Source organism: Pseudomonas sp. NPDC088368, from assembly GCF_044753445.1.
Classification (GTDB): domain Bacteria; phylum Pseudomonadota; class Gammaproteobacteria; order Pseudomonadales; family Pseudomonadaceae; genus Aquipseudomonas; species Aquipseudomonas bambusae.
On sequence record NZ_JBIVNG010000010.1, the window covers coordinates 181708 to 205452 of the forward strand.

Sequence of the window (23745 nt, forward strand, 5' to 3'; positions counted from 1 at the left end):
GAGTTGCCTGCTTTCGTACCGTTAAGAGCGACCGCCGAGCACCCAGCTGACGATGCCGGAACCATCGATCTGCCTCTTGGTGAGCACGTCATGACCTTGAAATGGCCAGCCTCTGATCCTGAAGGCTGCGCCCGTTGCCCGCGGCTTAAAGGGGATTACTCAGTGGCTTTGGCGAAACCGAACATTTTCTTGCCCTGATCTACAAAGTAGTCATGGGTAAACGAGATGATTTCGAGAGCGTCTTCGTAGACGATGTGCAGTTGATTGCTGTAATGCTCGGATCGAGGAAACACTCGCCAATGAATGGGTGTGCCATTGAAGACTTCCGAAACCCCGTCGCTACGAAGCACCATGATCCTGTCTTCCATTTCAAGTACAGTGCCGAATGGCGCTGTGCCTGTGGCAATGATCTCGGATTCAGGATTGAAGCCGACGTGGCCGACCTGCTCGAATTTTTCGACCGGATCCTCAGCCTTGCCTACAGATTCATAATTGGCCACAGTAATACGGCCCGCGGAGAAACGGTACATTTTCTCGCGGCTGCCCCACACGATGTCGTTCGCACTTCCAGGGTTGCTACCGAAAATCTCTGACGGATCGATGATCTTGTTGAAAACCCGCTTTTTCTTTTTCGATTCCGAATCCTTGTATTCTCGAAAGCTGGCGAGGAACGCGAGTTGCGAACTCCACCCCATGATGCTCTGGAACGCCCAGTCACAGGCATTGCAAGGGCGGGTTGCGACTTGGCGCGGAGAGCCTATCCGCTTACGCTCGTCAGGATTGCGTGCGAGTAAAAAGTCAAATAGACCGTCCTTGCCTGTTGCCGTGGCGATGGCGCTGAATCGATCAGAGGCTTTTACCTGAAACACTGAGGCATCATGATGCTTGTCCAGTCGGCTTTTGACCTTGCTCAGACTCGCGCTTCGAGGAAATGAGAACAGCCCATCTTCACCGCCAGCGTAAATTTCGTTGTGGTAGATCTCGGTGTCGGTAGGCAAAAAGTCGAACGGGCTGTCGTGGTGTTGCCAATGCCCCGATAGGTCACTCGTTTCAGTTTCCAATTGAAGGTCGGCAAGCTGGTTCAATTGCCCCTTGATGGGCGACTCGATCTGAGGGTCCCGCAGGATCTTCCTGACCTTTGGGTTGTAAAACAGATCGCTGTCAGAAAATGCAACGCGCAGAGCAGTCTGTACATGCGGATGTTTGGTCGCGACTCGGTCAACGAATCCCGACCAGTCGACGCGCTGAATAGACCCGTCGTCGCCAAAAATAATCAGCTCACCCGAATAGATTTGCGAATCCCAGTAGCTACCAGGAATCCGAAGCTTCACAGAGCGCATTTTTTGCCTCGCAGGATCCTGGCGAACTGGGGTTTGGAAATGATGCCGTTGGTTTGCCAACCTTTGAGTACCACTTCAGGCGGCTTGTCATACGGAGCGACCCAATGAGCTATAGGGTAGCCATGCCAGTTTTGCAGGGTATCGCCAACGAACTTGGCAAAGTGCACCGGACAGCTGTGCGGAGGAGGGGCCATACCGACCGGTCGAAGGTTAGATTGCCCCGGGCAGAATCCCCAATAGCAATCCTTGGCAAACCAGGCAGCGCCGGTTGCCATCGTAAAACACTCGATCTCTTCAGGAATTGTGATCGTCCATTGCGACCTCTGGGCAGAGAACGAGCTGTTACGATGCTGAGGATTTGGGGTGTAGTTCACTCTTTCTCCTGAAAAATGGCGCTCCGGGAAATGGCAAAATGCCTTCGTGGCAGTGAGACGTCAAGGACTATCTGCGGGCTGATAGATCGCTGAAAATGCTGTTGTTCGGGCTGGCAGATTGTGCTTAGAAACGACTCGCCATGCGGTGTGGCTAGGCGGGATGACCGAGGCTTCCGGTTTTTCAACAGAATCGGTCGATAGCAGCCGGTCTCACTCAGAGATTGAAACCCCATGTTTTTTGTAAACGACGAGCGAGCAGCCGCACTGTCAGTAAATAGTAATACCGCGTCGCCTCACTACTCCGCCCTAGACGATGTTCGAGAAACCAAGCCACATGCTTTCTCTGCCATGCCCAAGGCGTCTCTCGCCGCCAGCGTTCAGTGATTTCGGCTTGGATAATCTTCGCCTGACGCAAATGGCGCTGCCGTGTCGCGCGCGACCCAGTAAGTACACCAGCCAAGAACAGGTCCATATCGAACGGCTTGCTCATGCACGCCCCCCCAATGTAGGCAGCGACCACGTCGATCCGACCGTGCCCCAATTCATAGCTGATTTGCCTCCGGGCCTCACGGTCAAGGCTCCTATTTAACTGGCAACAGTGGCCGCCGTTGATAGGCGCTCGGTGTTGGATGATTTGCTCATAACGCTCACATGCATACGCCGCTCGTAGCTCATGGAAGCCCTTGAGGGAATGTGTATGCAGGATGTCCCGCGCAGGGCGGACGATTTTCTGCAAAACATTCAGGTAGCTTTCGTGTGGCGCAACCAGGTTGCGGCTACCTGCAGGTGACGCCTGCCATGCGAATCCAAGTGCGCCACGAATATGGTCGTCCACTGCTATCCAACGTGGCGCCGAGGCGCCGGCGCGGCCGCCCTTGGTGCCATCCTGAATGTTAATCCTGCCTAGGTCGTTAGCCTCGTCAGCCAAGATGGCCTCACGCAAGCGCATGCCAGTGGCTCGCGCCGACAGAACAATCGCGGCGGCCCGTAGCTTATGTTGGCTGCAAAGCGCATTGACGATCTGCTTAACCTGTTCGCGGTCTTGGCCCTGCGGCACCGGAGGACGAACCCCGCTGCGCTGCATACCCAGTGCCTTGCTCGGGCTAGGCAGTTTCACATGCTGATCACCGCGAAGCGCCGCCATGGTCCGGTTAACGCTGGATAGCCGGTTTCGTGCGGTACTGATGGCGAGGTCACCGCGCCCAACCATATCGCGCATATACGCCGCATAGTCGGCCAACACCTTCCCATCAATCTGCCGCGCATCATTGATACCGGGTCCCTCCTCAGAACGACACCATTTCACGAATGCCTGCCAACGATCACAGTGCGCTTCGTGCTGTAATGGCCGCCGCCGAACATGTCCTTCAGCGCCTGCGGCCCTGCGTAGCTCACTTGTCTGCCGTACCCAAAATTACGACCTTCGCGTCTACCCACCAATGCCAGATTGGTCACCTCATCTTCTGCTCTACAGTCCTCGCCCCACGTCATCCCGCCAAGAATGCTGAGTGTTATCAGGGATCAAGGCCCCTGCGACCTGTGAGGGTGTCCACTGACGCGGGACTGGCGGCTCCTTACGCCCGGGAGCAAGGGCATCTCATGACCTGGCCTCCTGAGCACCGTTACCGGTGGGCGGGTGGAGGCTGCATTGGCTGACGAGACCAGTGCCGCGAGATCCTGAGTCGGGTGAAAGCAGCAGTGCGACGACCGGGGCATGCCTGACTGTCAGTCAGGTGCAGTCCATTCCCTGGTCTGCGGCACCATCATCTGCAGCGCTGTTGCTGGTGATATCGGCGTTTGTCACGCCGATTGTCGCGAGGGGAATTGCCGCAAAGCCACGTGCGATCAGGGCTGCAGCAGTGTTAGAAGCGCCCGTCTCTTTCCAGGAGAAAGAGACGGGCGCAGGTTGGCGCAATTTTCGGCCAAGCGGATAGGTTGCTGCAGGGCAGCGAAGTACGGGGTAACTGGCGCACGAGGGCCATGAGATTAGAGAGCATCCATCACTGAGAAGTGACCGGGCGAGCTGCCGGATGCGAATCGCACTTGGGGGAGAACCACCGCTGCAAGCAGCCTGACCTTGAAGGTTCGGGTCACCTAGGGTGCTGTCAACGACAGCGCTTGCAGGGCAAGTTCTACGCCTGTGGATAAATCCGGTCAAGGGTCAAGACTCACCGTAACTTTGGACTTTGAGGGAGCTTATCCACCGGTAGAATTCCGTGGTCAACCCTGGACGGCGCGGTGGTTTCTAGCTCTTCAAAGTAAGGTCCATCCAATCAGAGCGGCTTTGCAGCCCTGATTGGATGGACCCGCGCTTACAAGCGGATAAACGAGAATCTTGAGCACGCAGTTGTTGTCGATGCCGTTATTGCATCTGTATAGCGCTAGCGGATCGGCACCACGTTCTTGTCTCTGACTTGACCGTATGCTGAAGCGAGCAGGCTACCGGTGGCGGCTTTCTGGATGTACTCACTCCACCAAGCCATCATCGGTCGCCGGCGCTCGATGTAATCGGCTCGGTTGTAGGCGCTGCGCACCTCATCCTTGTCGACATGCGCCAGTGCGACCTCAATGAGCTCCGGGTCCCACCCATGCCCATTCAAGATGGTGCTGGCCATTGAGCGCATGCCGTGGCTCACCAACCGATCTTGGAGCCCCGTGCGCTTCAACGCCATGTTGGCGGTCTGGCTATTGGCGTGGGTGCGCGGGTTTCTGTCAGCCGGGAAGACGTATTCGCGATGGCCGCTGTGAGTCTTCAGTGACTCCAGCAACGCGACAGCGTGATCACTCAAAGGAATGCTGTGTGGGCGGCGCTTCTTCATCCGCTCCAGTGGGATAGTCCGGACACGCCTTTCAAAGTCGATATCTGCCCAGCGAGTAGTAGCCGCCTCGGCGGGGCGAGTCATCGTGTGCAACTGCCATTCGATCAGGCAGCGGGTCGTGCGTTTGATGCTGGCGTTCGCGATCTCCAGCATGAGCTCGGGGGGGGGCTTCGGGCGGAAGCGCAGCCGTGTTCTCTTTCTTGGGCTTCTTGAATACTGCCCTGATGCCGGTGAGCGGGTTGGCGAAGATCAGGCCGGAATTGACGCCGTAGGTCATGATCTCGTTTAGCCGCTGGCTGAGACGCTTGACCGTCTCCGGCTGCCTTTCGCTTCGATTGGACGAAGCAATGCGATCACCATCGGCGCGGTGATTTTCGTCAGTGGCGTCGTCTTAAAATCTGGGAACACGTGCAGCGTGAGCGACCGCCAAATGTCCTCGGCGTAGGCCGGGGTGACCGAGTGTTTCTTGAGTTCGAACCAGGCGGTGGCCACGTTCTCGAAGGTGTGTTCCGTTTCTGCGCGCTTCGCTTCATTCGACGCATTGCGCTGCACCTTCGGATCGATGCCTTGGGCGAGCAGCTCACGGGCTTCGACTGCCTTCTTTCGTGGTTTCGCCAGGGCAGTTCGGGATAGGTCCCGAAGCTGATGTTAACGCGCTTCCTGGTCACCGGTTCGCGGTAGTTGAAATTCCAAAGCAACGAGCCGTTGCTACGTACGCGAAGCTGCAAACCGTCACCGTCTGTGAGGGCATAATCCTTGGACGCGGGTTTGACTCCCTAGAGCTGTCGATCGGATAGGCGAAGATTTCGAGCCGGCATGAGATTGTCCTCCGGCGCTGATTCGGTATTCCCAAGATTCACACTGGGCGAGCTGGAATACGGTCTGGAATACCCGAATAGCTGGAACTCAAAAACTCTCAAAAGACCGCAAAAGCGCTGGAGGCCACATATTCTCTGAATTCCAGACACAAAAAAAGACGCCCTAAGACGTCTTCTCTGTCAGATTTGGTGGAGCCGGGGGGATTTGAACCCCCGTCCGCCAGTACTCCGCTTTCGGGCCTACATGCTTAGCCGTGTCTATTAAGTTAACCCTCAGCGACCCGACGGGCAGGGTGCTTTGGGCGAGCTGTGTAAGTTTTAGCCGATTCGTCCACAGCGTACTGCACGGCGATCCTGTTCTGTATGACAATCATTTTGGGTTTACAGGCATCCCCTGATGATTGCTGGAGCCGAAGCTACCAGAAGGAAGGCTAGCGCCGCTTACGCAGCGAGAGCTTGTTCCCCGTAAGTATCGTCATTGGCAACTATAGAAAGTTGCAACAGTGGATTTACGACTTCTGTTACCAAGTCGGCATGCCCCTAGAGTTTCATCACCGGCGTCGAATCCTAATCGGCCCCAATTCTGCTGCTCTAGCAGTCAGGCCGCGGAGTGTACCCGAATCAATGGGATACGTCGACTCCGGGCCTCAAGCCGCGTCACCACGCCAGCCCAAAGACTGGCTGCAGTGCTCGTAGCGTCTTACTTGGCGTTGCCGCCGTCGGAGCCGTCGCCGCCCGTTTTGAGGGTGGTGATTTCTTTGGTGGTGAGCTCGATGCACTTCTTGTCATCACCGGCTTTTTGCGCAGCGGTGGCAGCGGTCAGGGTTTTTTCCAGCTCGTCTTTGGTGTCTGCGCTCATGTTGGTGCTCGTGGATGTATGAGCATCCTTCAGCGTTTGCAGGTTGGCGCCACACAGGTCGTCGGCAGCGAATACCGGGGAACCCAACAGTGCAGCGGTAAGAAACAGACCAGTCAGTGCTGTGCGCTTCATGTGTATCTCCTTGAACCTGTTGACTCGGTGTGGCCGCTCAATCGGGGCCGTTCTCCGAGGTGGAGGAATAAGCGCCTGTCGTGTGTGGCGCTTAAAGAGATGGACTGTGGGTCAACGCAGGGGTTCTATTTATTTTGCGAATGCTGGGAAAAAGCCATGTTGCGACATGTTTCAGCGAAATGGGGCGAACGTCGCCCCATTTGTGTGCATCAAGCGGTTCTTGGTCGGGTGACGCGATCCACGAGGTAGACCAGGCCGTGGTAGTCGATCTCGCCATGTCGCGAGAGGCCGATTTCGCAGGTACGGCTGGTTGAAATGCCTTCGGTGCAGTACTGAACGGCGTCTTTCAGGGTGCGCAGCGAGTGGGCGTTGAGCTCAGGTGTGGTGAAGCCTTTGTCACCCGCGAACCCGCAGCAGTGGATGCCTTCAGGGATGACAACGTTGACGCTGCACAGGCGGGCGAGTTCGATCAGCGCCTGGCTCTCTCCCAGGTGTTGAGTGCTGCAGGTGACGTGGACGGCGATGGCTTCCTGTTGCGGCGTGAACTCCAGCTTGTCGAGCAGGTGCGTGCGGATGAAGCGCACGGGGTCGTAGAGGTCGAGCCTGGTGTCTTTCAGATCTTGGACCAGCCTTAGTGTGCATGGGCTGGTGTCGCAGTAGATGGGGTCGAGGCCGCCACGGCTGGCTTTGGTCAGCGCGGCGAGCAGTTGTTGGCGCTTCTCTTCGGCCTGGTCGGGATAGCCTTTCGACGCGAACGGCTGTCCACAGCAGAGGCTGTCCTGATCGTCCGGGAAGATGACTTGGTAGCCCGCTTTCTCCAGGAGACAGCGGGTTTTGTCCATCAACGACATTTGCTCGTGGTCGGTTGCGGCAGGGCCCATGACGCGCGAGACACAGGCGGCGAGGTACACCACGCGAGGGCGCTGATCTTCCACGGGCGGGGTGAAGCGAATGGCGTTTTCCGGCTGCGGCATGGCGGGGGTCCATTGCGGAACGCGACCCGACGACGCCTTGGTCAGCGCGGCAGAAACCTTCGCCAGCCGTGGCGCCCCCAGCAACATCCGAGCGCCATTGGCGGCATGCAACGTGAAGCGTGCGCCCTTCAGTGCGGTGGTGAAGTGCTCGGCCAGCCAGCCTGCGGTTTTGCCGTGAGTCGCTTCTTGGGCTCGCAACTTTTTCACCAGCTCGCCGGTGTTGATGCCCACCGGACAACGTTGCGCGCACAAGCCGGTTGCGGCGCAGGTGTCGATGCCTTGGTAGTGGTAATCGCGCTCCAATTCGGTGGTGTCGGTGCCCGCGCGTTTTTTCGCCTGAATGTCGCGCCACATGACGATGCGCTGGCGCGGGCTGAGGGTCAGTCCTTTGGACGGGCAGACCGGTTCGCAGAAGCCGCACTCGATGCATTTGTCGACGATTTCATCGGCGGCGGGCATGGGCTTGAGATGCTTGAGGTGAATCTGCGGGTCTTCGCTGAGCACGACATCGGGGTTGAGAATGCCGTTGGGGTCGAGCAGCCGTTTGAGTTGCCACATCAATCGGTAGGCGTCGCTGCCCCACTCAAGTTCGACGAAGGGTGCCATGTTGCGCCCGGTGCCGTGTTCGGCCTTGAGCGAGCCGTTGAATTCGACGGCAACGAGCTGCGTCACATCATCCATGAACGCTGAATAACGGGCGACTTCCTGCGGCTCGTTGAAGCCTTGGGTGAAGACGAAATGCAGGTTGCCCTCCAGCGCATGGCCGAAGAGGATCGCCTCGTCGTAATGGTGCTTGTCGAACAGCTCGATCAGGCGCCGCACGCCGATGGCCAGTTGTTCGACAGGGAATGTCACGTCCTCGATGATCACGGTGGTGCCGGTTTCACGCACGGCGCCGACGGCAGGAAACGTGTCTTTGCGGATCGCCCACAGGCGGGCGTTTTCGACAGGGTCTTCGGTGAAATCGACCTGCTTCTCGACCGGGAAGTGGGCGATAGACGCCATGATCTGCGCCAGTTGTTCGTGCAGCAGAGGCTGTGTCGCGGCCCGGGCTTCAATGAGCAAGGCGCAGGCGTTTTCCGACAGCTCGCGCACGAACGGCGGCATCCCCGGTTTGTTTTGCACTGAGCGCATGCTGCGTCGGTCGAGCAGTTCGACGGCAGACACCGGCTGGGTTTTCAGGACCGTCACGGCGTTGCAGCAGGTTTCCACATCTGGAAACACAATCAGGGCCGAGGCTTTGTTCGGGTGATCGGGCACGGTGTCGTAGGTCACCGCGCTGATGAACCCCAGTGTACCCTCGGAACCGACGAGCAGGTGGCTCAGGATGTCCAGCGGCTCCTCGAAATCGACCAAGGCATTGAGCGACAAACCGGTGGTGTTTTTCAGGCGGTATTTGTGGCGAATCCTGGCGGCCAATTCAGTGTTGGCGCGGGTCTCGCGGCCCAGTTCTGCGAGGCGTCCCAGCAGGTCGCCGTGACTGGCGCGGAAGGCCGCGATGCTCTGCGGATCTTCGGTGTCGATACGCGTGCCATCCGCCAGCACCAGGCGAATCCCCGCCAACGTGTGATAGGTGTTTTGCGCGGTGCCGCAGCACATGCCACTGGAATTGTTCGCGACGATGCCGCCGATTTTGGCGGCGTTGATCGAGGCCGGGTCCGGACCGATCTTGCGCCCGAACGGTGTCAGCCAGGCGTTGGCCTGAGCACCGATCACACCCGGTTGAAGGCGAATCTGCTCCCCGCGACCGCGGATTTCCCGGCCGTTCCAGTTATCGCCGAGCACCAGCAAGACGGAGTCGGAGATGGCCTGACCCGACAGGCTCGTGCCAGCTGCGCGAAAGGTGACAGGAACTCGGTCGACCTGCGCGAGCTTGAGCAGTGTCACGACTTCGTCTTCGGACTCGACGCGGATGACCAGCTTGGGAATCAGCCGATAAAAGCTGGCGTCGGTGCCGAAGGCCAGCGTCGACAGCGGGTCGTCGAACCGGCGTCCGGCAGGGATCAGGCGCTTCACATCGGCCAGGAAGGAGGCGGGGAGGCTCATGCGGTCTTCCTCATCTGCCGCGACGTCTGACGCGCCGCGTGCGTGGGCTGTATGGGCGAAACTTACGAAATCAGCGATTCACGCACGAGGGAATCGCGAGTGATTTCACTGATGGACTTGGCGCCGGTCAGGACCATGGCGACACGCATCTCTTTTTCGAACAGGTCGAGCAGGTGCTTCACGCCCGCTTCACCGTGAGTGGCGAGGGCATAGAGGAAGGCGCGACCGATCAGCACAGTGTCGGCGCCAAGGGCGATCATGCGCACCACGTCGAGACCGCTGCGGATGCCGGAGTCGGCGAGGATCTTTATCTCGCCTTTCACCGCGTCGGCAATGGCAGGCAAGGCGCGGGCGCTGGAGAGCACGCCGTCGAGCTGGCGGCCGCCGTGGTTTGAGACGACGATGCCGTCAGCGCCGAATTTCACGGCGTCGCGCGCGTCTTCGGGGTCGAGAATGCCTTTGATGATCATCGGGCCGTCCCAGAATTCGCGAATCCATTCCAGGTCTTTCCACGAAATGGACGGGTCGAAGTTATTGCCCAGCCAGGCGATGTAGTCGGTGAGGCCGGTGGGGTTGCCGCGATAGGCTGAAACGTTGCCCAAGTCGTGAGGGCGGCCGTTGACGCCAACGTCCCACGCCCATTGCGGGTGAGTCATGGCTTGCAGCACGCGGCGGATCGGGCCGCTCTTGCCGCTCATGCCGGAATGCAGGTCGCGGTAGCGGGCGCCAGGGACGGGCATGTCCACCGTGAACACCAGCGTCTTGACCCCGGCGGCCTTGGCGCGCTCAAGCGCGTTGCGCATGAAGCCCCGGTCTTTCAACACATACAGCTGAAACCACATGGGGCGGTCGATGGCCGGGGCGACCTCTTCGATCGGGCACAGTGACACAGTGGACATCGTAAACGGGATGCCTTTGGCGGCAGCGGCACGTGCGGCCTGGACCTCGCCGCGACGGGCATACATGCCGCAGAGGCCGATCGGTGCCAGCACCACTGGCATGCTCAGGGTTTCGTTGAACAGCGTGGTTTGCAGGCTCAGTTCGGACATGTTTTTCAGCACGCGCTGACGCAGTGCGATGCTTGCGAGGTCCGAAACGTTGTGCCGCAGAGTGTGTTCGGCGTAGGCCCCACCGTCGGCGTAGTGAAACAGGAAGGGCGGCAGCTTGCGCTGGGCAGCGGCGCGATAATCAGTAGCGGCAGAAATGATCATGGTGTCTCGCAACGTTGAGTGAGCGGAACTGCAACCGGGCGTGAGCCTCCACGCCCGGCGCTTTCTTCGTTAATGAACGAGCATGCCTGTGAACCAGTAAGCCTGAGCGTACGTGATGCAGCCGACGATGGCAGCGAAGAACAGGCTGTGCTTGAGGGTGAAACGGAACAGATCCGATTCCTTGCCCACCAGGCCGGTTGCCGCACACGCCACGGCGATGGATTGCGGGGAAATCATCTTCCCGGTCACGCCACCGCTGGAGTTCGCGGCCACCATCAGCACGTCACTCACGCCAACCTGGTGCGCGGTGGTGGCTTGCAGTGAGCCAAACAGTGCGTTGGACGAGGTGTCGGAGCCGGTCAGGAACACGCCCAACCAGCCGAGGAACGGCGAGAAGAACGGGAACGCGGAGCCTGTGGCGGCCAACACCAGCGCCAGGGTCGTCGACATGCCGGAGTAGTTCATGACGAAGGCGAACGCCAGCACCATGCCGATGGAGACGATGGCCCAGCGCAGTTCGATCAGCGTTTCTTTAAAAGTGGTCAGACCAGTTTGAACGCCGATGCGCAGGACGATCATCGCCAGAATCGCGGAAATCAGAATCGCGCTGCCGGATGCCGCCAGCAGATCGAACTTGTACACAGCGGGCATGGCGGTCGGGTTGGCGACAATAGGCGCCATCTTCATGACCAGTTGGTCCAGGTGTGGCACCGGGAAGTTCATGGTCAACGCTTGCAGCGCGCCGCCAGCGGCGAAGAGTGCCTTGAAGGGTTTCAGTGTCCAGATCGTCACGACCACGGTCAGGATCAGGAACGGAGACCACGCCTTGAAGATCGTGCCCGCAGAGTAAGGGGATTTGCGGGTCGTACGTGGCTGACCAAAACCGCCGGGGCCGCCGCTCATCACTGCTGCGCCGCCGCTTGTGCTGGCGACTTGCGCGTCGCTGGCGTGGGCCGGTTGCCAGATTTTGAGGAAGAACGTCAGGGCGACCAGGCTGACCAGCGCCGAGGTGATGTCCGGCAGTTCAGGGCCGATGAAGTTGGACGTCAGGTACTGAGTGACCGCGAAGCTGCCGCCTGCCACCAGTGCTGCTGGCCAGGTTTCCTTCACGCCTTTGACGCCGTCCATCATGAACATCAACCAGAACGGTACGAACACCGACAGCAACGGCAATTGACGGCCTGCCATGGCGCCGATCTTGAACGCGTCAATGCCCGAGACTTGGCCCGCTACGATGATCGGAATACCCAACGCGCCGAAGGCCACGGGCGCCGTGTTGGCGATCAGGCAAAGGCCCGCTGCATACAGCGGGTTCAGGCCCAGGCCGACGAGCAAGGCAGCGGTGATCGCTACAGGTGCACCGAAACCTGCGGCACCTTCCAGAAAGGCGCCAAAGCAGAAACCGATGAGCAAGACCTGCAAGCGCTGGTCGTCGGTGATCGACATGACCGAGCTGCGAATGATTTCGAACTGGCCGCTTTTAACGGTGAGTTTGTAGAGGAATACCGCCGCGATGATGATCCATGCGATGGGCCACAGGCCGTACAGAAAGCCGTAGACCGCCGAAGCGATGGCCATGTCTGCGGGCATCTGGAAGCCGAAAATCGCAATCAGCACAGCCAGCAACAGGGTGATGGTGCCCGCGATATGCCCTTTGAGCCGGAAGACGGCCAGTGCCAGAAAGAAGAATGCAATCGGAATGACTGCAACCAGCGCCGACAAGCCCAGGCTGCCGAGTGGTGTGTAGAGCTGTTGCCAGGTTTGCATGTGTGAGGCCCCTAGTTGTTTTTTGATTAGGCCCGGTGTCCATGTCTCACGTGCGCGGCTCCTGCAAGCGACGACTGTCGTCCTGCCGGTGCTGACGAACGAATCGCACAGCTCACCAGCTCAAGCCCTTCTCCGCCAGAACGGCTTGCGACGTATCGAAGATCAGTCCGATGCGTCGGCATTGTAAATTGGTAATACCAATTTACAATGTCTTGGCGCTAGGTTAAAAGCCTTGGCATTGATGTGTCAATTTGTGGCCGTAGAACTTTTGTAGCAGCTATCCCGGTTTTTTCCTGAAACGGTTATTTCTCCGACATCTGCCGGGTGAATGTCTGACTGCAATCGGCGAGAATGTGCGCCCCCGCTGGCACGTCGGACGGGGGCTGTTGGAAGGTGGAGTGAGCGGTATGGGTTTTGATCAGGTGCGTCAGCGCCGATTGTCTGACGATATTGTCGAGCAACTCGAACGAATGATTCTCGAAGGCACGCTCAAGGCCGGTGGACGCTTGCCTGCCGAGCGAGCGCTGGCCGAGCAGTTCGGCGTGTCTCGCCCGTCGCTACGCGAGGCCATTCAGAAGCTCACCGCCAAAGGGTTGCTGGTCAGCCGACAGGGCGGGGGCAATTACGTCGTCGAGAGTCTGGGCTCAACGTTCAGCGACCCTCTGCTCCATCTGCTGGAAAGCAGCACCGATGCGCAGCGTGATTTGCTGGAGTTTCGGCACACGCTGGAGGCGTCTTGCGCCTATTACGCGGCCGTTCGGGCAACGGATGTTGATCGCACGCGTCTGCGCGAGGCATTCGATGCTCTGCAGGATTGCTACAGCCGGGTCGATGAAGTCAGCCGTGCGGAAGAAGGCGCGGCGGATGCGAATTTTCATTTGGCTATCGCCGAGGCCAGTCACAACGCCGTTCTGCTGCACACCATTCGCGGGTTGTTCGACCTGCTCAAGCGTAACGTCGTGACCAACATCGGCGGGATGTACAAGCAACGCACCGAAACCCGCGACATGCTGATCACCCAGCACCGCGAGTTGTACCTGGCGATCATCGAAGGTCGAGCGGACGATGCCCGCGAGGTGTCGAGCCGTCATTTGCTGTACGTGCAGGAAGTGCTGGAAGAGGTGCGTCAGCAGGTGCAGCGCACGGCGCGGGCTGAGCGGCGGAACGGGATTTGAGGCGCCGGATAACACTGTAGGAGCGAATTTATTCGCGAGACCGCCGCACAGGCGACAGATGTGTGTCGCTGTACCGAAGAATCGCGAATGAATTCGCTCCTACAGGTGGTGCGTGTACGTCAGCCGGGCTGTGTGGGTCACCCGGAAAGACTCACTCTTCCTTGCCCTTGTTCCGCACCGCGCGTTGCAGCTCGCGATTGGAGTCGCGTTCACGCTCGGTGTCGCGCTTGTCGTATTCCTTCTTACCTTTACCCAAGGCAATTTCGCACTTGATCAAGTGCGCCTTCCAGTAAATCGAGAGGGCGACAGCGGTGTAGCCTTTTTGCGCGACGGAGGCATTGAGCCGTTCCAGCTCGCGCTTGTTGAGCAGCAGTTTACGGGTGCGTGTCGGGTCAGCGATGACGTGGGTGCTTGCAGTCGTCAGCGGTGTGATATGGCAGCCCATCAGCCATGCCTCACCGTCCTTGAGCAGCACGTAACTGTCTACCAGCTGCACCTTGGTGGCACGCAGGCTTTTTACTTCCCAACCGGCCAGGACCAGACCGGCCTCGAACTTGTGTTCGATGAAGTAATCGTGTCGCGCCTTCTTGTTCTGCGCGATGGTCCCTGTGGGGTGTTTCTTGAGCTTGGCCATAGGCGACGCATTATAGGGATCAACGGTGCTCTCGGCTATGGGGATGCTGCGTGCTTGAGCGCGTTGAGTGAATCCCGGACAATGCGCGATCTTTTTTGGGTGCGGGACGTGTCAACGATGTCGACGGACAAGGTTTCAGTCCATGGTAGCTGGGCGAGTCGCTGGGTATTTATCCTGGCCGCAACCGGCTCTGCCGTGGGTTTGGGCAGTATATGGAAATTCCCCTACATGGTCGGCGTCTACGGCGGCGGTGCTTTCGTGCTGGTGTTCCTGGCGTGCATTGCGCTGATCGGCATTCCGGTGATGATGGCCGAGACCCTGATCGGTCGCCGCGCCCGCCAAAGCCCCGCCAACGCCTTGAAGGTGCTGGCGCGGGAGTCGGGCCACTCGGGTAAATGGTCCTGGGGCGCGTTCGCCGGGATGATCACCGCGCTACTGATTCTTTCTTTTTACAGTGTGGTGGGCGGCTGGTCGCTGGAGTACATCGTCGATGTGGGCAAGGGCGATTTTCAGTCGGTGACGCCCGATGGCGTTGGCGCATTTTTCGGTGAGCTGATCGCCGATCCGTGGCGCATGGTGGCGTGGCACACGCTGTTCATGGTCCTGTCCGCGATCACTATCGCGAAGGGCGTGAATGCGGGGCTTGAGCGCAGTCTGCGCATCCTCATGCCGCTGCTGTTCGTGCTGATGGTGATCCTGCTGGGCTACAGCCTGACCACCGGGCATTTCATGGAAGGCGTGCATTTCATGTTCGACTTCAAGCCTGAGCAGATCATGGAAGGCTTGCTGCCAGCGATGGGGCACGCATTTTTCTCGCTGAGCGTGGGCGTCGGTTCGATCATGATTTACGGCGCCTACATGACCAAGGAAGCCTCGATCAGCGCGACGGTCGTAGGCGTGGCGCTTCTGGACACCTTCGTCTCGTTGCTGGCGGGTCTTGCTTTGTTTCCAATTGTTTTCGCGGCGGGCCTGAACCCGAGCGAGGGCCCAGGCTTGATGTTCGTCACCTTGCCTTACGCGTTTGGTAACGTAGCGTTCGGCACCGTGATGGGTGTGGTGTTCTTTATCCTCGTCGCGGTGGCGGCCTGGAGTTCGGCGATTTCGCTGCTGGAACCGATGGTGGCGTACCTCGTGGAGCGCACTAAAGTGCGCCGTGGCTGGGTCACGTTCTGGTTGTCGTTCATCTGCTGGTTCGTGGGACTGGGCACGGTGTTCTCGTTCAACATCTGGAAGCAGGCCAAATTTTTCGTGAACGAAGGCGGCGCGTTTCATCTCTACCAGTGGGGTGCGACGGCGGGCTTGGACTTCTTCGGCGTGATCGATTTCTTCACGTCGCGAATCATGCTGCCGCTGGGTGGTTTGTGCTTTGTGATCTTCGCAGGTTGGGTGATGGGCCGTGAGGCCGTGCGCGATGAATTGTCCGTGCGCAGTCCGGTCTTGTTCGCTCTGACGTTCTTTTTGATGCGCTATGTAGCGCCGATCGGCATTCTGATTGTGTTTGCCGCTCAGCTTTGGAAATGACGCTGACATGACTACGCATATTCAACGTTCGGCCCTGTTGCCCTATCCCGCACAGGCGCTGTACGACCTGGTCAACGACGTGGCCCGCTACTCAGAATTCCTGCCGTGGTGTTCCGGTGCCACGGTGCTTGAGCAGAGCGATACGGCCATGCGCGCGCGGGTTGAAGTCGCCAAGGGTGGCTTGAGCCAGCATTTCGTGACGCGCAATACGTTGACGCCGGGGCAGGGCATCGAGATGAACCTTGAAGAAGGGCCGTTCAGTCAATTGCATGGCGTCTGGACCTTCAAGGCCCTCAATGAGAAGGCCTGCAAGATCAGCCTCGACCTGTCCTTCGATTACTCCGGTTCCATCGTGCGCGCGACGCTTGGCCCTCTGTTCAATCAGGCGGCGAACACGCTGGTCGATGCGTTTTGCCAGCGCGCCAAAGAGTTGTATGGCTGAGCCAATGATTCGCGTCGAAGTGGTGTATGCCACTGCCGAACGTCAGGCGTTGATCGCGCTTGAGGTGCCTGCGGGGACGACAGTGTTTGGAGCGGTCGAGGCGTCGGGGATTGCCGAGCAGTTCGTCGGGCTGGACGTGACCCACTGCCCGATGGGCCTTTTCGGCAAGGTGGTCAGCGATCCTCAAGCGCGACAGCTGGAGGAGGGTGATCGGGTCGAGATCTACCGTCCTTTGCTCGCTGACCCAAAAGAGGTGCGTCGTTTACGTGCCGAGAAGGCAGCGAAGGCGAAAAAAGAGCAGAAATCGATTTAAGTTTTGCATCGCCCCGATTCGTCAGACGTAAAAAAGCCCGGCATTGCCGGGCTTTTTTGTACCGCCGTTTTGAGTCCGGCGGTGAGGATCAGCGTGGATTGGTGTCCAGCGGTTCCTGAGTCGGGACGGGAACGGTCTCGACCTTGTCGACGTCGTTCTGGATCTGTTCCAGCAGGGAGCCAGGCTTCGGCGGCTCTTCTTTCTTCGGCTGATCGCCCGTGTTTTCGGGGGTGACGTTGGTGTCGCTCGGCTTTCCGAGGATCGCTTCGTCGCGAGACACGCCTGGCTTGAAGTCGCCGGAAAGGCTCGCCAGTTGATCGTTACCGTTGAAGATCAGGCTGATGCGTTCCTGTTGGCGTTCGCCGCCACCGGGCTGCAAGCTGTACAGATAGTCCCAGCGATCAGGGTGGAAGGTGTCGGTCAGCAAGGGGTTGCCCATGATAAACCGTACTTGCCGTCGGGTCATTCCGGGGCGCAACTGGTCTATCATGTCTTGCGTGACGACATTGCCCTGTTGGATGTCGATTTTATAAACCCCGGGGAATGAACAACCGGCGAGTGCGAGCAGTCCCACGAAGGTGAAACTGGTTAGCAAGAGCTTGGTGTTTTGCATCGGTGGGCGACTTCCACTATCTTGGCTGGGACAACGTAAACCCCGATCATACCTGCATTAAGAGAAGCTGCGAAGCAGCGTCTGCGAGAAAGCTGACCATGGTTGAAAATAGCGAACTACGCAAAGCTGGACTTAAAGTGACTCTGCCACGGGTCAAGATCCTTCAAATGCTCGATTCTGCAGAGCAGCGCCACATGAGCGCGGAGGACGTCTACAAGGCACTGATGGAGGCCAACGAAGACGTCGGTCTGGCGACGGTTTACCGTGTTTTGACTCAGTTCGAAGCAGCCGGATTGGTGGTTCGCCACAACTTCGACGGCGGTCACGCCGTGTTCGAACTGGCCGACGGAGGCCACCACGACCATATGGTCAATGTGGAATCCGGCGAGGTGATCGAGTTCTTCGACGAAGAAATCGAGAAGCTGCAAAAAGCCATTGTGGTCAAACACGGCTTCGAGCTGGTGGATCACAATCTGGTGCTCTACGTACGCAAGAAAAAAGCGTAAGTTTTTTTCGGATACAAAGACAAAGGCGACCTTAGGGTCGCCTTTGTTGTTTTCGGGGATCGAAGCAGATAGTAAGCACGGCTTCATGCTGGTCCCCTGTGGGAGTGAATGAATTCGCTCCCACAGGGATTGCATTGCCAACAGAGGCGCCTCACCGGCAGGAAATCGTGCCGTCTATATCAAGACTTCGACGCGACCACCATTTTCTTCGCATGGGCCAACGACTCTTTCGTCAGGTCGATCCCGCCCAGCATCCTCGCGACTTCTTCCACCCGCTCGTTCTTGCTGAGTTTGGAAACCGCCGTGCGCGTGACCGCTTCATCGCGAACCTTGTGCACAAACAAGTGCTGATGCCCCTGCGCCGCCACTTGCGGCAAGTGCGTCACGGTCATGACCTGCCCGCGCTCACCCAGCCGACGCAGCAGTTGCCCGACAATCTCAGCCGTAGGGCCACCGATACCCACATCGACTTCGTCGAACACCAGCGTCGGCACCCTTGAGGTTTGAGCCGTGATGACCTGAATCGCCAGGCTGATCCGCGACAGCTCGCCACCCGACGCGACCTTCGCCAACGCCTTGAGGGGCTGGCCGGGGTTGGCGCTGACCAGCAATTCCACTTGCTCCAGACCGTTAGGTGACAGCTCTTTATCGGCGTTGGTTTTCAGCTCGATATTGAAGCGGCCACCCGGCATGCCCAGTCGTTGAATCTCATGCTCGACCGCATGGGCGAGTTCAGGCGCTGCGCGATGACGCAGGTCGCTCAGCTCGCGCGCTTTCTCTTGGTAATGACGTGCGTAAGAACCCAGTTCATGTTCGAGTCGCTCAATTGCCTCGTCATTGGCGTTAAGCGTTTCGATCTCATCCAGCAGCTTTTGATGCAGCGCAGGCACCTCGGTGGGTTGCACGCGGTGTTTCCTGGCCAGCGTGTAGATCGTGTCCAGACGTTCTTCAATTTGTTGCAGGCGTGCCGGATCGGCTTCGAAACGATCAAGGAAACGATTGATTTCGCCTACCGCTTCTTCGACCTGAATCTGCGCGCTGGAGAGCAGGTTGGTCGCCTCGTTCAGCGCATCAGGGGAGTTGTTCACGCTGGTCAATCGATTCAGGCTGGCGGTCAGGGCATTCAGTGCGTTGCCCGAATCGCTTTCGCTGCACAGCTCGACCACCTGACGACAAATCCCCAGCAAGCTTTCGGCGTTGGTCAGGGTCGTGTGTTCCTGTTCCAGTTGTTCCAGCTCATTCTCGCCCAGGCTCAAGCCTTCAAGCTCTTCGAGCTGATAACTCAGTAGCTGGTGCTTGGCGCGCTGTTCATCGCCGGAATTGGCAAGGCGTTCGAGCTCTTGACGTGTTTGGCGCCAACGCTGTGCCGCAAGCTGAACCTGCCGCGCCAAATCGGTAGCGCCCGCGTATTCGTCCAGCAGCCGACGATGCGTATCAGTTTTCAGCAGCGATTGATGTTCATGCTGGCTGTGAATATCGATGAGCAATTCGCCCAACGCCTTGAGGTCGCCTTGAGGGCAGGGCGTGCCGTTTATATAAGAGCGTGAGCGGCCTTCAGCGGTGATGACCCGGCGCAAAATACACGGCCCATCGGTTTCCAGATCACGCTCGGACAGCCAGACGCGGGCTTCCGGAATATCGGAAACGTCGAACGTGGCCAAAATGTCGGCCTTATCAGCGCCCGGTCTTACTACGCCGCTGTCGGCACGATCCCCGAGCGTCAGGCCCAGTGCGTCGAGCATGATCGACTTGCCGGCACCGGTTTCCCCGGTGATCACGCTCATGCCGCGATCCAGTTCGAGGTCGAGGTGTTCCACGATGGCGTAGTTATGTATGGACAGGTGCACCAACATTAGGGCGGCTCCCAAGCGATTTGTCTGGTTATTTATACAGTGTTTTGCTTTGGGCTGACAATGCCCGGTCTTAGCTCGATTTCGCAGGTCCTCCCGAATTTTTAGCACCGATGCTCTGATTTGGCAGGTTGAAACGCGATGCGAGTCATGTCGGAAGATTTGTAGGGTTATTCACCTTCTCCTTCGCTCAAAGCCCTTGAAGCCGAAAATTCTGGCCCCATATAGCCGGGCAGAAGCGTGAGTTAGGCTCACGGCCGTTATTGGAGGAGAGAACTATGGCTGACGAACAGAACCCGGATATGCAGGCTCAGGATCAAGCTGCCGACGCAGCGCACTCCGGCGAAGATTTGGCAACCCGCGTGCAAGTGCTGGAAGAGCAACTGGCCACGGCGAAGGACCAGTCTCTGCGTGTCGCTGCGGATCTGCAAAACGTCCGCCGTCGTGCAGAGCAAGACGTCGAGAAAGCCCACAAATTCGCGCTGGAGAAATTCGCCACCGATTTGCTGCCGATCGTCGACAGCCTGGAGCGTGGCCTGGACCTGTCCAACCCGGACGACGAAAACATTCGTCCAATGCGTGAAGGCATCGAGCTGACGCTGAAAATGTTCGGCGACACCCTCAAGCGCTACCAGCTGGAAGCCATCGATCCGCACGGCCAGCCGTTCAACGCCGAGCATCATCAGGCGATGGCGATGCAGGAAAGCGCGGACGTCGAGCCGAACAGCGTGCTCAAAGTGTTTCAGAAAGGTTATCAGCTCAACGGTCGCCTGCTGCGCCCGGCCATGGTCGTGGTCAGCAAAGCGCCGTCGCCTGTTGCACCGTCAATTGACGAGCAGGCTTGAAATCAGCTGAGTGGGCCCCATCTAAGGGCCATGGTTTAAAGAATTACCGCAATTTGTAAACGCAGTTGCGGCAACCAAATTCAAGTTTCGGGAGAGTCAAACATGGGCAAGATTATCGGCATCGACCTGGGGACCACCAACTCCTGCGTCTCGGTTCTGGAAAACGGCGTCGCCAAGGTTATCGAAAACGCTGAAGGCGCGCGCACCACCCCTTCGATCATCGCGTACGCCAACGACGGCGAAACGTTGGTTGGCCAGTCGGCCAAGCGTCAGGCGGTCACCAACCCGCACAACACCCTGTACGCGGTAAAGCGTTTGATCGGTCGCAAGTTCGACGAAGAAGTCGTTCAGAAAGACATCGGCATGGTTCCCTACAAGATCGCCAAGGCTGACAACGGCGACGCGTGGGTTTCGGTCAACGACAAGAAGATGTCGCCTCCTCAGATTTCCGCTGAAATCCTGAAGAAGATGAAAAAGACCGCTGAAGACTACCTGGGCGAGTCCGTCACCGAAGCGGTCATCACCGTTCCGGCCTACTTCAACGACAGCCAGCGCCAGGCGACCAAAGACGCCGGCCGCATCGCGGGCCTGGACGTAAAACGCATCATCAACGAACCGACCGCCGCTGCTCTGGCGTACGGTATGGACAAAGCCAAGGGCGACCACACTGTCATCGTTTATGACCTGGGTGGCGGTACCTTCGACGTGTCGGTCATCGAGATCGCTGAAGTCGACGGCGAGCACCAGTTTGAAGTGTTGGCCACCAACGGCGACACCTTCCTGGGTGGTGAGGACTTCGACATTCGTCTGATCGACTACCTCGTTGACGAATTCAAGAAAGAAAGCGGCATGAACCTCAAAGGTGATCCGCTGGCGATGCAGCGTCTGAAAGAAGCTGCCGAGAAGGCCAAGATCGAGCTGTCTTCCAGCCAGTCCACCGACGTCAACCTGCCGTACATCACTGCAGACGCGACAGGTCCGAAGCACCTGAACGTGAAGATCTCCCGCGCCAAGCTGGAATCGCTGGTTGAAGACCTGGTTGCCCGCACCATCGAGCCTTGCCGCATCGCGTTGAAAGACTCCGGTATCGACATCGGTGCGATCAACGACGTGATCCTGGTCGGCGGTCAGACCCGTATGCCGCTGGTTCAGCAGAAAGTGACCGAGTTCTTCGGTAAAGAAGCCCGTAAGGACGTCAACCCTGACGAAGCCGTTGCCATGGGTGCTGCGATTCAAGGTGCGGTACTGGCCGGCGACGTGAAAGACGTTCTGCTGCTGGACGTCAGCCCGCTGACCCTGGGTATCGAAACCATGGGCGGCGTGATGACTGCGCTGATCGAGAAAAACACCACGATTCCTACCAAGAAATCGCAAGTGTTCTCGACTGCCGACGACAACCAGAGCGCCGTGACCATTCACGTGCTGCAAGGTGAGCGCAAGCAGGCTGCTTCGAACAAGTCCCTGGGCAAGTTCGACCTGGCCGAGATTCCACCAGCGCCACGTGGCGTGCCTCAGATCGAAGTGACCTTCGACATCGACGCCAACGGCATCCTGCATGTCGGCGCGAAAGACAAGGCCACTGGCAAGACTCAGTCGATCGTGATCAAGGCCAACTCGGGTCTGTCGGATGAAGAAATCCAGCAGATGATCCGCGACGCTGAAGCGAACTCGGAAGCGGACAAGAAGTTCGAAGAGCTGGCTGCGGCCCGCAACCAGGGTGATGCACTGGTTCACTCGACTCGCAAGATGGTCGCTGACGCCGGTGACAAGGTCACTGAAGAAGAGAAGACCGCGATCGAAGCTGCTGTGGTTGCCCTGGAAGCTGCTGTCAAAGGCGACGACAAGGCTGCCATCGACGCCAAGGTCGAAGAGCTGTCGAAAGTCTCTGCTCCAGTGGCCCAGAAAATGTACGCCGAGCAGGCTGAAAAGCCGGAAGCTGGCGCGCAGGCGGCCCAGGAAGAGCACAAGGCTGACGACGTGGTCGATGCCGAGTTCGAAGAAGTCAAAGACCAGAAGTGATGATTGAGGTGAGCCGTCATAAAAAGACGTCAGCTCACTTGATCATCGGTTGACCGCTCTTGAGTGGTCGCTGGTAGGATGTCGCCGCGCGGGAGCTTGCTCCCGCGTTGGCGTGTCTGGAACACCCAAAATTTCAGGGCTCGCGCACTTCGATTCGCGGGCCCCGTGGCAAAGCCGGATGCTCCTGCAAACCGGCTTGTTCTGCCGCTTTACTCGGTCGATCGAAGGCCGTTGAACCAAGACCAGGATCGTTGAATTGACGTGAGTTGGGTCCGGGCCTGAAAGGGGCTCAACGAGTTCGGCAAACTCAGGAGGGTTATGTCGGACGTCCTCAAGAGTGCAGAAAACTTATGTCAAAGCGTGACTATTACGAAGTATTGGGGGTGGAGCGCGGCTCCAGCGAGGCGGACCTGAAAAAGGCGTACCGTCGTCTCGCGATGAAATATCACCCTGACCGCAATCCGGGCGACAAGGCCTCGGAAGATTCTTTCAAGGAAGCCAACGAGGCTTACGAAGTGCTGTCCGATGCCAGCAAGCGCGCGGCCTATGACCAGTACGGTCATGCCGGTGTCGATCAGGGCATGGGTGGCGGCGGTTTCGGCGGCGGCGGCGCGAACTTCTCCGACATTTTCGGCGATGTGTTCAGCGACTTCTTCGGTGGCGGTCGTGCGGGCGGTGGCCGTGGCGGTGCCCAGCGTGGCAGTGACCTGCGTTACACCCTCGAACTGAATCTCGAAGAAGCCGTGCGTGGCACCACCGTCAGCATTCGTGTGCCGACTTTGGTCAATTGCAAACCGTGTGATGGCAGCGGCGCGAAGAAAGGCTCCTCGCCTGTCACGTGCCCAACTTGCGGCGGCATCGGCCAGGTGCGTATGCAGCAGGGCTTCTTCTCTGTTCAGCAGACCTGCCCGCGTTGCCACGGCAACGGCAAGATCATTTCCGACCCTTGCGACTCCTGTCACGGCGAAGGCCGTGTCGAAGAGTACAAGACGCTGTCGGTCAAGGTGCCAGCAGGCGTCGATACTGGCGACCGTATTCGTCTGTCGGGCGAAGGCGAGGCGGGTGTTCAGGGTGGGCCTACGGGTGACCTCTACGTTGTGATCAACGTGCGCGAGCACGCGATTTTCCAGCGCGATGGCAAGCACCTGTATTGCGAAGTGCCGATCAGCTTCACCGACGCAGCATTGGGCGGCGAGCTGGAAGTGCCGACGCTGGACGGTCGCGTCAAATTGAAGATTCCGGAAGGCACCCAGACCGGCAAGCAATTCCGTCTGCGTGGCAAAGGCGTCGCGCCGGTGCGTGGCGGTGGTGCGGGCGATTTGATGTGCCGCGTTGCGGTGGAAACCCCGGTCAACCTGGGTCGTCGTCAGCGTGAACTGCTCGAAGAGTTCCGTGCGTCGCTGGAAGGTGACAGCTCTCACTCACCGAAAGCCAGTGGCTGGTTCGAAGGCGTGAAGCGTTTCTTCGGCGATCTCTAAGGAGCAGGG

General features: G+C 58.7%; 18 protein-coding genes, 1 other RNA gene and 2 pseudogenes. 8 read left to right on the forward strand and 13 right to left on the reverse strand.

All coding sequences use genetic code 11. From position 1 onward, the window contains the following. Nucleotides 1-155: 155 nt before the first annotated feature. The 10 genes and pseudogenes from ACIQAL_RS22560 to ACIQAL_RS22605 all read right to left on the reverse strand — a co-directional run bounded on the left by ACIQAL_RS22560 (nucleotide 156) and on the right by ACIQAL_RS22605 (nucleotide 12340). Nucleotides 156-1340, reverse strand: a complete 1185-nt coding sequence (locus ACIQAL_RS22560; RefSeq protein ID WP_401149680.1) for a hypothetical protein — start codon at nucleotides 1338-1340, stop codon at nucleotides 156-158. After that, nucleotides 1328-1714, reverse strand: coding sequence for a hypothetical protein (locus tag ACIQAL_RS22565; protein ID WP_401149682.1), 387 nt, complete (start codon nucleotides 1712-1714; stop codon nucleotides 1328-1330). The genes ACIQAL_RS22560 and ACIQAL_RS22565 overlap by 13 nt, the downstream gene beginning before the upstream one ends. Before the next feature lie 214 nt (nucleotides 1715-1928). Then, the gene (locus ACIQAL_RS22570; protein ID WP_401149822.1) at nucleotides 1929-2204 is read right to left on the reverse strand and encodes a hypothetical protein; all 276 of its coding nucleotides are present in this window, start codon (nucleotides 2202-2204) and stop codon (nucleotides 1929-1931) included. 6 nt (nucleotides 2205-2210) lie between these two features. Beyond that, nucleotides 2211-3160, reverse strand: a pseudogene (locus tag ACIQAL_RS22575) (integrase); the annotation flags it as partial. A 935-nt stretch (nucleotides 3161-4095) separates the two neighbouring features. Beyond that, nucleotides 4096-5351: pseudogene (locus tag ACIQAL_RS22580) on the reverse strand (integrase domain-containing protein). 187 nt (nucleotides 5352-5538) lie between these two features. Next, nucleotides 5539-5930: a transfer-messenger RNA gene (gene ssrA, locus ACIQAL_RS22585) on the reverse strand. 121 nt (nucleotides 5931-6051) lie between these two features. Beyond that, nucleotides 6052-6342 (reverse strand): hypothetical protein, encoded by a 291-nt coding sequence (locus ACIQAL_RS22590; RefSeq protein WP_166597081.1) that lies wholly within the window; start codon nucleotides 6340-6342, stop codon nucleotides 6052-6054. A 209-nt stretch (nucleotides 6343-6551) separates the two neighbouring features. Continuing rightward, nucleotides 6552-9362, reverse strand: a complete 2811-nt coding sequence (locus tag ACIQAL_RS22595) for an FAD-binding and (Fe-S)-binding domain-containing protein (protein WP_401149685.1) — start codon at nucleotides 9360-9362, stop codon at nucleotides 6552-6554. A gap of 62 nt (nucleotides 9363-9424) precedes the next feature. Continuing rightward, nucleotides 9425-10573 (reverse strand): FMN-dependent L-lactate dehydrogenase LldD, encoded by a 1149-nt coding sequence (lldD, locus tag ACIQAL_RS22600; RefSeq protein ID WP_401149687.1) that lies wholly within the window; start codon nucleotides 10571-10573, stop codon nucleotides 9425-9427. Between the two features lie 69 nt (nucleotides 10574-10642). Next, nucleotides 10643-12340 carry a lactate permease LctP family transporter gene (locus ACIQAL_RS22605; protein ID WP_166597078.1) on the reverse strand — a complete coding sequence of 566 codons (1698 nt, stop codon included), beginning with the start codon at nucleotides 12338-12340 and terminating at the stop codon, nucleotides 10643-10645. A 407-nt stretch (nucleotides 12341-12747) separates the two neighbouring features. Here ACIQAL_RS22605 and ACIQAL_RS22610 point away from each other — a divergent pair, with 407 nt between their 5' ends. Beyond that, entirely contained in the window at nucleotides 12748-13515 is a 768-nt protein-coding gene (locus tag ACIQAL_RS22610; protein ID WP_166597077.1) for a GntR family transcriptional regulator, read from the forward strand. Between the two features lie 151 nt (nucleotides 13516-13666). On the opposite strand, the gene smpB is transcribed toward ACIQAL_RS22610, so the two are convergent. Next, a complete protein-coding gene (smpB, locus tag ACIQAL_RS22615; RefSeq protein ID WP_166597076.1) occupies nucleotides 13667-14149 on the reverse strand; it encodes an SsrA-binding protein SmpB in 483 nt (160 codons plus the stop codon). Between the two features lie 117 nt (nucleotides 14150-14266). On the opposite strand from smpB, the gene ACIQAL_RS22620 reads away from it, so the two are divergent. The 3 genes from ACIQAL_RS22620 to ACIQAL_RS22630 are packed head-to-tail and all read left to right on the forward strand — an operon-like array spanning nucleotide 14267 to nucleotide 16425. Continuing rightward, nucleotides 14267-15670 (forward strand): sodium-dependent transporter, encoded by a 1404-nt coding sequence (locus ACIQAL_RS22620; protein ID WP_341959982.1) that lies wholly within the window; start codon nucleotides 14267-14269, stop codon nucleotides 15668-15670. A gap of 7 nt (nucleotides 15671-15677) precedes the next feature. Next, nucleotides 15678-16112, forward strand: a complete 435-nt coding sequence (locus ACIQAL_RS22625) for a type II toxin-antitoxin system RatA family toxin (RefSeq protein WP_166597074.1) — start codon at nucleotides 15678-15680, stop codon at nucleotides 16110-16112. Continuing rightward, nucleotides 16105-16425, forward strand: coding sequence for an RnfH family protein (locus ACIQAL_RS22630; RefSeq protein WP_166597073.1), 321 nt, complete (start codon nucleotides 16105-16107; stop codon nucleotides 16423-16425). The genes ACIQAL_RS22625 and ACIQAL_RS22630 overlap by 8 nt, the downstream gene beginning before the upstream one ends. Before the next feature lie 88 nt (nucleotides 16426-16513). Here ACIQAL_RS22630 and ACIQAL_RS22635 read toward each other — a convergent pair whose 3' ends face one another. Further along, nucleotides 16514-17038: an outer membrane protein assembly factor BamE gene (locus tag ACIQAL_RS22635; RefSeq protein ID WP_166597072.1), complete on the reverse strand. Its 525-nt coding sequence runs from the start codon at nucleotides 17036-17038 to the stop codon at nucleotides 16514-16516. Nucleotides 17039-17136: 98 nt separating this feature from the next. Here ACIQAL_RS22635 and fur point away from each other — a divergent pair, with 98 nt between their 5' ends. After that, nucleotides 17137-17544 carry a ferric iron uptake transcriptional regulator gene (gene fur / locus ACIQAL_RS22640; RefSeq protein ID WP_110951407.1) on the forward strand — a complete coding sequence of 136 codons (408 nt, stop codon included), beginning with the start codon at nucleotides 17137-17139 and terminating at the stop codon, nucleotides 17542-17544. A gap of 179 nt (nucleotides 17545-17723) precedes the next feature. Here the strand turns inward: fur and recN are convergent, their stop codons facing one another. After that, nucleotides 17724-19397 carry a DNA repair protein RecN gene (gene recN, locus ACIQAL_RS22645; RefSeq protein WP_401149691.1) on the reverse strand — a complete coding sequence of 558 codons (1674 nt, stop codon included), beginning with the start codon at nucleotides 19395-19397 and terminating at the stop codon, nucleotides 17724-17726. A gap of 275 nt (nucleotides 19398-19672) precedes the next feature. Here recN and grpE point away from each other — a divergent pair, with 275 nt between their 5' ends. The 3 genes from grpE (at nucleotide 19673) to dnaJ (ending at nucleotide 23736) form a co-directional block, all read left to right on the forward strand. Beyond that, nucleotides 19673-20239: a nucleotide exchange factor GrpE gene (grpE, locus tag ACIQAL_RS22650; protein ID WP_166597070.1), complete on the forward strand. Its 567-nt coding sequence runs from the start codon at nucleotides 19673-19675 to the stop codon at nucleotides 20237-20239. Nucleotides 20240-20341: 102 nt separating this feature from the next. Beyond that, nucleotides 20342-22258 (forward strand): molecular chaperone DnaK, encoded by a 1917-nt coding sequence (gene dnaK / locus ACIQAL_RS22655; RefSeq protein ID WP_166597069.1) that lies wholly within the window; start codon nucleotides 20342-20344, stop codon nucleotides 22256-22258. Nucleotides 22259-22608: 350 nt separating this feature from the next. After that, on the forward strand, nucleotides 22609-23736 hold the full coding sequence (gene dnaJ, locus ACIQAL_RS22660; RefSeq protein WP_166597068.1) for a molecular chaperone DnaJ: 1128 nt from the start codon (nucleotides 22609-22611) through the stop codon (nucleotides 23734-23736). Nucleotides 23737-23745 lie beyond the last annotated feature (9 nt).